The following is a 9536-nucleotide window of genomic DNA, read 5'->3' on the forward strand; positions in this document are numbered from 1 at the left end:
ATATTAAAGTACCCTGAGAATACCATGCGTATTGAATTGGCGGGTATCTCCTATCACAGTGGCAGACGCGTGCACTACGAATACAGATTGAAAGAACTTAATGTCCGGTGGAACAAGCTCTTCAACAGCACGATTGAATTTACCGCGTTGCCGTTTGGAGAATTCACACTCGAAGTAAGGGCAGTAGACCGCTGGGGAGAAAAAAGTACTTCGTCGAAACGGATTACAATAGTAAACGTTCCGCCCTTCTGGAAATCCGATAGATTTATATGGTTTAACTATTTGACTATTGCCTCATTTCTCGCTACCGGTTTTTACCTTTTCCACAAAAAACAGCAACAAAAAAAAGAGCGTGAATACGAACGCAGAAAAAAAATGCATGAGCTAGAGATGAAGGCATTCCAGGCACAGATCAATCCTCATTTTATATTCAATTGTCTTGCATCCATTCAATACCACATAGTCAGGTCAGATATCAGGAGCGCCAGCACATATTTGCATAAGTTTTCAACGCTGATTCGTCAAAATCTACAACATAGTACGAGCTCAACTATCCTTCTGCGTGAAGAGCTAAAGATACTTTCACTATACCTCGAACTTGAAAAACTGCGGATGGGAAATCGTTTGGAATATGAAATTATCGTGTCCGAAGAGGTGCAACAAGACATACTCCATATACCTTCTATGATTGTCCAACCCTACGTAGAAAACGCAATAAAGCATGGTGTGTCTCCCCTTAAAGACCGGTTGGGATTGGTTGTAGTCCGGTTTATGCAGGCAAACTCGTTTATTGAATGTTTCATTGAAGACAACGGGCCAGGCATTATGGCGAAGAAGAACGAAGCATTTACGAACGATTATATATCGATGGGCACTTCGATCACCGCTGCGCGCATCCGAACAATTAACGATACCCAGGAAAGAAAAATCAGTGTTAAAATAACGGATAAGATGGCTGCAGGTCTTTTAGAAAGCGGAACTATTGTTCAATTGTCATTTCCCCTGTAAAAAAATAAGTCATGCAAAGAAAAACGGTTATCATTGAAGACGAAGAAAAAAGCCTATATGTACTCGAGGAGCTGATCGGGCAATATGCTCCGGACTTTCAGCTATGTGGAACGGCAAGCCATGTAGATAACGCGATAGAGCTTATCGCAAATGTGTCGCCGCAGGTAGTTTTCATGGACATACGAATTGCTGACGGAACAGGTTTTGATGTCTTGCAGCAACTTACGCATCGCAACTTCGAACTGGTGATGGTGACTGCGTATGAAAGTCATGCGTTAGAAGCTTTCCGCTTTGCAGCAATTGACTACATTCTCAAGCCTATCGGTATACAAGAGTTTGAATTGGCTGTTGAGCGCGTGCGCAAGAGATTATGGGACAAGAACCACGCTGCAACTGTCGACCTTCTTATACATACCCTTAAACGTCAAGACCAGGAAAAGAAATTGAGTATCGCTACACTTACCGGCTATGAGTTTGTAGACCCGAATGAAATTATCTGGTGCAAGTCAGACAATGCTTATACCACATTCTACCTCAACAATAAAACAAAATTAACATCCTCGCGGAACATTGGATTTTATGAGCGAATACTTTCAATCCAGAATTTTTACCGCATTAACCATAGCATCATGATTAATACGCATTTTATAAAAAGCTACGTCAAGGGAAAAGGTGGTTATGTAATTATGCAAGATGGCACGCAACTGGAAGTATCACAGCGCAAAAAAGCAGATTTTCTGAGCAATTTTGATGTTTGAAATACTTATCCCTGTGATCGTACAACTTAATGGCTTGAAAATGTTGTTTGTTCAGGTCATACTCTTTCGAAATTACATTATTATAGCACTAGAAAAGTTAAAAGATCGCTATCCAATGTGCTTAGTTCATTCCCAAGAAAGATAAAGCAAATTAATTAACAGCGGGCAACCTGGTCACGCTTACTGGTTAATGCTGCTCTACCCTCCCAATTTGGCGATGCTTCTTAAGTCGCCACTTTAAATGCTTTTCAACTTAATAATTTTCAAACAAGGGCGTTATTAAATAATTCATACAGTCCTCTGCTATGGTGAAAAACGTTGGATTCTCCTTCCTGTTCTTTTGCTTACTCATGGCAAGCCATTCCTTTGCCCAAAAGGAGGCAACAAACTGGTATTTTGGTCTTCACTGTGGATTGCGTTTTGATTCGCGGGAGCCTGACCCCGTTAATAATGGATCAACGATGGCTGACGGAGGAACAGCGGTCATGTCTGATCGCATAACTGGTGAATTATTGTTCTACACCGATGGACGAAACTTCTGGAACAGGAAACATGAGATGATGCAAAATGATCATACGCTTCCCTCCAACTGCTTTTCAAGGATGACACAACCTGCCATCATCATTCCGTCCATGTCGAATCCCAACCAGTACCACGTTTTTTGTATCAGGCCTTATCCGGAAGATGCTCCGCCATCGAACGTCTACAATTGCCTGAATGCGCCTGTTATGAAAAATCTTGCAGACGATGACAGTGGATTGGCATTGTTGTACTATTTAATAGACATGACGTTAGATGTGGGTATGGGAAACGTTGTGAATGACCAAAGTAATAAGCTTGTGCAATATAACGTTACGGAAAAACTCACGGCAGTTCCTCATGCAAATGGTACAGGCCATTGGATAATCACGCATGGCTGGAGGAATAATTCATTTTTCGCGCACCACTTGTCGCAAGCGAACATTGTGGAAACAGTGACAACAACGATAGGCAGCGTACATGGCGGTTATGGAGCTATCTACTTCAGGGATGAAGTACGAGGCGAATTAAAAGCCTCTCCAAATGGAAGAAAAATAGCGGCTGCAATCTTTTCTGAGGAACGTCCCTTTGATCTTTTTGACTTCGATGCATCAAACGGCACTTTAAGCAATTATATTAACCTGGGGAATATCGCCGGCCAGTTTGGCATATCTTTCTCACCTGATAATTCAAAGCTCTACGTTACTTCGGATAGCAGGGCCACAGATACGCGATTCCTCGACATCATTTTGCAGTACGACCTTTCCTCGGGCGATCCAGGTATCATTGCTGCCTCGGGAAAAAGTATTGTGGTCAACAATCCAAAAACGAATCTTCCCCCATCAGGAATAATGGATGGTTGGTCTTACGCTGAAAAAGGCATGGCGCTGGCCCCAGACGGCAGACTGTATATATCATCCAACGACCCTTCTGTTGACTCAGGAGAAGATGATATTCTTGTCGTGATCAACAGACCCAATGAACCCGGCTTCGATGCGGACATCCGTAGCAAAAAGTTTGCATTTGGAAATGGTAAAACCGCAATAGGTCTACCCAATTTTATGCAATCTTATTTCAACGGTATCCAATCCAGTGCAGTATGCAATCAAGCTTCCGCATTGGTCGTATTCCCGAATCCCACGTCTGGCAGTATAACAATAAACGTTCAGGACGACTGCGATGCGTCGTATAGTATAGACGTTATAAATGCAATCGGGCAACAGGTTTACGCATTTACAGGCAACATTACGTCAGGTGACAGCCTGGACCTTTCTTTTTTACCGGGTGGAATTTACTTCCTGATTGTCGGGAAGCCCGGTTTTAAAACGGTCAAAAAAGTAATTAAGTTATAAGCGAACAGAAGCTAAAAAAAACTGGACAACCTTAAATCTGAACTTTAAACAACTCAGAACCGCGAACTTCGATCCATCCATGAAAAACGGTAAACACGCGTCACACGGTTTAGAGATAGTCAGACATCGCTTCAATTAAAAAATGCTATTCACCCATGGCAATTACCAGAAACTCTGTTCTCCGGTTGAGCTGATGTTCTTTATCAGAGCATTTAACATCATTAGAGCAGTTATTAGCAAGTCTCGATTCGCCGTAGCCTTTGCCCACGATACGGTCTTCCATAATTCCCTTACTCGCAATGTAGGCTGCGGAAGCTTTCGCCCTTTTGTCTGAGAGATTGAGGTTAGCGGCATCGCTTCCTCTGGAATCTGTGTGCGATCCTAATTCTATTTTCATCCCTGGGTTTTCCATCATTACCTGAACGATCTTGTCAAGTTCTTTTGCTGCATCTGCACGGATAATTGCTTTACCTACATCAAAGTAAATAGGATTGATCTTTACCAACTTACCAATGTCCGTGCCCAAATCTATTTTGTCCATTCTGACATCCATGACATCCTGGAGCTTCAACTCGGCAGGCTCCTCAAAGAAGCCCTGGTAACTAACTACTTTCGATAAGTAGTCCTTTCGTGAGATACGCAAAATAAGATTACAAGGATCACCATTTTTGACATCTGGGACGATGAAAGAGAACGCTCCGCTTGCAGGTTCTGGTGTTACATAAAGTCTCTTTCCGGAGGCTGCGTCTGTAAGAACTACCTTTACGCTATCCAGTAATTTCTCTGTCTTCCTGTCTACAATACGACATGATATAACATAAACACCTTTTCGAGGAAGAACAATATCAAATTTGGAGGGTTTACCTGGTATTATCCCCGCAGTTGATATTTCCTTATTGAAAGACAGATAATCATTCTTTTCGGCTTTTAATAGGTAAGCTCTGTTGGGCTCGACTTCAAAATTATACGCCCCGTTTGCATCAGTAGTTGTACGTCCTATCTCATTATTATTATCATCTAAGAGTACAATAGCAACGTCTTCCAAGAGCTTATTACTTCTTTCCTCTGTTGCCAAACCCGCAATTGAAAATCCCCTGAATAGCTTTTGTTTGCTCTTGAAAGCAAAAATATCATCTGAAGTTTTATCACCATTACGGGATGAAGTAAAATACCCGCTGCGTCCATTGGATCTTACAATGAGACCAAAATCATCTTTCATCGAGTTAATTGGATAGCCAACATTATAGGGTAACATGGAGCTGATATTCGAAAGACGAAGATAAAAGATATCAAGACCACCAAGTCCGGCCCAACCATTGGAAGCAAAATAAATATCGCCCTGCTGATCTATAAAAGGAAACACTTCCTGCCCTTCTGTATTCACCGCTGTAAGGTTAACTGGCTTACTCCACCCGTTGTCCTTTAACACACAATACCAGATATCAGATCCTCCCTTGCCTCCCGGCATATCTGAAGCAAAATAAAGAATCTTGTTATCAGGGCTTAGTGCAGGGTGCCCTACTGAATATTTATCGCTGTTATACGGAAACTCCACTATATCCCAATCCTCGTTAACCTTATTGGCGATGTATAATTTCAGTCTATTTATTCCTGTACTGTCTGTACGATATTTCCCCTTGTAATAATTGTTACGCGTGAATATAAAATACTCTTCGTCCTTAGAAAACACAAGAGGTCCTTCATGGTATTTCGTATTCAGCTTTTTATTGAAAGCGACTACTCCATGCGCCATTAGCTGCAGAGAATCTATGTAGGCCGACTTATAATAATATCCCAATGTTCGGCTATCATTACTTGTTCTATCAGTTTCGTCGCTATGATGGTCTTTGTAAAATTGTCTTCTTCTTTTTTTGGATGCATTTATATTATATTCTGCCTCGGTGATAGATGTTGTATCGATAGCGTAGTAGAGATCCAGGTAAGTACTGTGATTCCAGTTAAAGGTATTTCTGATCCCCTCGCCGCGATTTCGTGCCGAACAGAATACAAGACCCTTCTTATAAAAAGCGGGGCTGAAATCTTCCTGGGAAGAATTAATGGAGAGATAATCTATTTCTACGTCCGCGGAGTCCCTGTAAAAATTTTCAATGTTGCTTAACGCCATTATAAACCTTTCTCCCCTTGCATCACCACCATCCTTTTTATACAACTTAAAGTATTTGGAAGCCTCCGTATATTTTCCATTCATTTCAAGCATCTGCGCGTAATTAAGAACACGCTCCTGATCACCTGCATCATTTTTCACAAGCTCAGAGTATATGCGCTCTCCGTTTTTAGAATCATTGATCTTAAGATAGCAGTCGGCAAGTTTTTTCTTTGTTTCAATATCCTCTGGGTGATGCAACACCCAGGATTCGTAAAGCGGAATAGCTGATGCAAAATGAAAATGCGCATAACACCTGTCTGCTTCTTTCAACGTCAGCTTCTGTGCATACAAACTCGCATTCAAAGAAATGAACAGCAGAATTAAAAGGACTGATATTTCAAGTTTGACCCTACTGTATATAAAAGAAAACCTGTTCATAGTCTATTAAAAATACCGTGGCGTAAGAATTTTATTTTTAGCATAGCCAAACTCATAACGGAGCATGATCTCATGGCTTCCGGAACTGTATGCTTTTATTCTTGTAAGCGTCATGTCATAGGCATATCCAAAACGCAGCTGTTGATTTATTTGAAACTCTGCCAACGCAACCACTGCATCGCCTGTTCTGTATGAAGCACCTACAGCTACCTTGTCATGAAACCAAACATTAATATTTACATCCCCCTCAAGTGGTGCCCCGTCGACATACTTGAAAAGAAGGGACGGCTTCAAAGAGACAACTTCCGAAGTTCGGAATACATATCCAGCCGTAATGAAGAAGTGTTGTTTCTGAACAGATTCCGTTCCCTTTATTATTGTGTTATTAATAAGATGAGGAGCAGAGAGTCCTACATAAAAATTATCTGTACTGTAGTAAGCACCAGCTCCAAAGTTGGGAAGCCATTCATTAATATTCTCCATGAACACCTGATCGTTCCTTGTCGTGGTATACAGGGATAAATAATTTGCTTTCATATTGGTAAATCCAGCCTGAAGACCAAATGCAAGGGTACCACCGCTAAGAAAGCGTATGCGATAGGAATAGCTCGTATATAAGCTGCTGTTTTTCGTTACCCCTATCTGGTCATTCACAAAAGAAATTCCCAACCCAATCTTTTCATGCCATACCGGCATGTCGGCAGTGAATGTAAGTGTTTCCGGAGCACCATCCATATTTACCCATTGCCAACGCTTCATTGCAGTAGCGCTGAGAACATCCCGACTTCCCGCATAGGCGGGATTAACGGAAAGCATATTAAACATATACTGCGAATACATGGCGTCCTGCTGCGCTAATGCGTCCATGCAAAAACCTAGCGCTAAGAGTAGAGCTAAAACTAATTTCTTCATTAAATTTTATCTTCTGAGTTCTACAAAACTTGAATAATGTTTAGAATGATCACCTGCAAATTCTACCACATAGAAGTATGTCCCCTCGGGCAATTTAGAGGTATCGCTTGTCCCTGAAATTCTCGTGGCGTTACCTGGGTCCTGAACATTGATTGCTACGCCCGACCAGTCATTTTTATAGTGCTTACTCGCATACACAATATTACCCCACCTGTTGTATACATAAAGAGTAACGTCATATTGTTCTGCTCCCTCAATAATAAACAGGTCATTCTGCCCGTCATTGTTAGGAGAGAACGCATTGGGTACGATAACTCCAGGAGGCAGATTCGATTCTACTGTGATGTTAATAAGTGCTGTATTAGAAACATTACCTGCGTCGTCTGCTATTGTATACGCGACTGATAAGTTTCCTACAAACCCGGGCTCAGCCAAAAAGATGACATTGCCTTTTGCGTCTACAGTTACTGTTCCTTTTCCGGGAAGCACCAAGGACTGCTGAATTCCTTCTGTTAGAGGGTCCAGGTCTACACGGGAAGGATCAAGATTTCCGGTGGCATCTGTATCATTGTTTGCTACGTTAACAAGCACTTCATTACCCACGCTCGCTGTTGCTGCGTCCGCAGAAGCTAGGGGAGCAATTGTATCTTTTGAGGCATCTACCTTAATAGAAAGTGTTTTATTTGTACAGAACGCTGGAGTGCCATTATCACATACCTCTACTACAATTGTTTCTGTTCCTATAAATCCTGGGACAGGTGTATATACGTAAGAACCATCTGGTTGTATAACAATGCTTCCATGTGAAGGTGAAATTACAGGGATAGTATTGTACGAAAGCGCTCCATCCGGATCAACATCTCCTTCTCCTAACTTGCCCTCTACAGGTAATCCTTCTTTGGTAGTATTTGTAACGGTTCCTATAACAACAGGAGAATCATTAACAGGAGTTACAGTGAGATGAATTGTTTTGAACGAACAGGCCGACGGTGTACCACTATCACAAATCTGGACAATAACTTCATCCATACCATTAAAATCAGGACTAGGCATGTATACAAACGACCCGTCAGAATGGATATCAATTGTACCATGAGAGGGCCCTGTATGTGTAGGACTTATTACCAGGGCTGTGCCTTCAGGATCAAGATCAGAAGATGAGAATATATTATCAGTTAATGAGCCATCCTCACCAAGTGTAAATGGCATATATGATACTACAGGCGGAAGGTTAACTGGCTTAGGCTGTACTTCTATTACAAAGGTTTGTGGAATTGAAGTATCAGCGCCTCCATTTGCTGTACCTCCGTCATCGGCCAATACAACCGTGATTGTTGCGAGCCCTGTAACACCCGCAGCTAATTCATAGCTTAACTTTCCATATTTATCAATGGAAGGTGGTACTGTAAAGAGACTGCTATTGTCATTCGTTACAACAAAGGTCAATACCTGGGTCGATTCCCCCTCCCCTGCAGTTATATTAGTGGCCCAGTTGGCAATTGTTTTTGCTCCATCGCCCTCGTGAACATGCTGATCATCTCCCTTGACAAAAGAAGGTGGATCGTTGACACTGTTGATGGCAATAGTGAATGTCTGCGCTGAAAATGTATCGTTGCCACCATTTGCCGTTCCTCCATCGTCTGTTAGAACCACTGTTACTGTAACAGTTCCAGAAGCGTTTGCAACAGTCTGATACGTTAAGTTACCGGTAGAAGGATCAATTGAAGGTTGTACTGAAAAAAGGCTGTTATTGTTATTGGTAACCGTAAAGGTCAATATTTGGGAAGACTCATTGGCTGCTCCTGGATTCATTGAAGTTACCCAGCCATTGACGATTTGTAGTCCCGCATCTTCATCAATCGCCTCGTCTCCTTTATTTACAAAAGAAGGTCGATCATTCACCGGATTCACAGTAATCATGAATGTTTGGGTTGTGTAAGTATCCACTCCACCATTCGTTATGCCTCCGTCATCACTTAAGACCACAGTAACGATAGCAGACCCGAAGGCATCAGTTGCTAGTGTATATGTTAAGTCTCCTGTTGTAGGATTAACAGAAGGCTGAACGGCAAACAAGCTATTATTATCATTGGTGACGGTGAATGTTAACACTTCAGAAGATTCATTTATGGCACCTGTGCCCATAGACATTGCCCAGCTACTGATTGTTTTTGCACCATCGTCTTCGTTGACGGTCTCATCTGCTCCTTTTACAAAAGAAGGTTGGTCATTAACTGAATTGACTGTGATCGTAATAGTCCCTGCATTAGAAGGGGTTCCACTGTTATCCTTTACTGTATAAGTAATAGATGTCGTGCCGTGGAAGTCTGCTGCAGGAGTATAAGTTACAAGTCCGGTGTTGTCAACTGACCAGCTTCCGTTAGATGAATACGTTGTCTGAGTTCCTGATGTAGACGGATCAAGGTCTACACTGGCTGCATC

At 41.9% G+C, this 9536-nt stretch carries 6 protein-coding genes; 3 read left to right on the plus strand and 3 right to left on the minus strand.

All coding sequences use genetic code 11. From position 1 onward, the window contains the following. The 3 genes from KK060_RS24010 to KK060_RS24020 form a co-directional block, all read left to right on the plus strand. Positions 1-1008, plus strand: a 1008-nt coding sequence (locus KK060_RS24010) for a histidine kinase (protein ID WP_254157681.1), incomplete at its 5' end; no start/stop codon positions are given. Positions 1009-1019: 11 nt separating this feature from the next. After that, positions 1020-1766 (plus strand): LytR/AlgR family response regulator transcription factor, encoded by a 747-nt coding sequence (locus KK060_RS24015; RefSeq protein WP_254157683.1) that lies wholly within the window; start codon positions 1020-1022, stop codon positions 1764-1766. Between the two features lie 305 nt (positions 1767-2071). Further along, a complete protein-coding gene (locus KK060_RS24020) occupies positions 2072-3637 on the plus strand; it encodes a T9SS type A sorting domain-containing protein (protein WP_254157685.1) in 1566 nt (521 codons plus the stop codon). A gap of 145 nt (positions 3638-3782) precedes the next feature. Here KK060_RS24020 and KK060_RS24025 read toward each other — a convergent pair whose 3' ends face one another. From KK060_RS24025 to KK060_RS24035, 3 genes are all read right to left on the minus strand, one after another. Then, positions 3783-6182, minus strand: coding sequence for an OmpA family protein (locus tag KK060_RS24025; protein WP_254157687.1), 2400 nt, complete (start codon positions 6180-6182; stop codon positions 3783-3785). Between the two features lie 6 nt (positions 6183-6188). Next, entirely contained in the window at positions 6189-7094 is a 906-nt protein-coding gene (locus KK060_RS24030; protein ID WP_254157689.1) for a PorP/SprF family type IX secretion system membrane protein, read from the minus strand. A 6-nt stretch (positions 7095-7100) separates the two neighbouring features. Further along, positions 7101-9536 (minus strand): tandem-95 repeat protein (locus tag KK060_RS24035; protein WP_254157690.1); only part of this gene is annotated, 2436 nt, incomplete at its 5' end.

The sequence above is a fragment of the Chryseosolibacter indicum genome, assembly GCF_018598585.1.
Classification (GTDB): domain Bacteria; phylum Bacteroidota; class Bacteroidia; order Cytophagales; family Cyclobacteriaceae; genus Chryseosolibacter; species Chryseosolibacter indicus.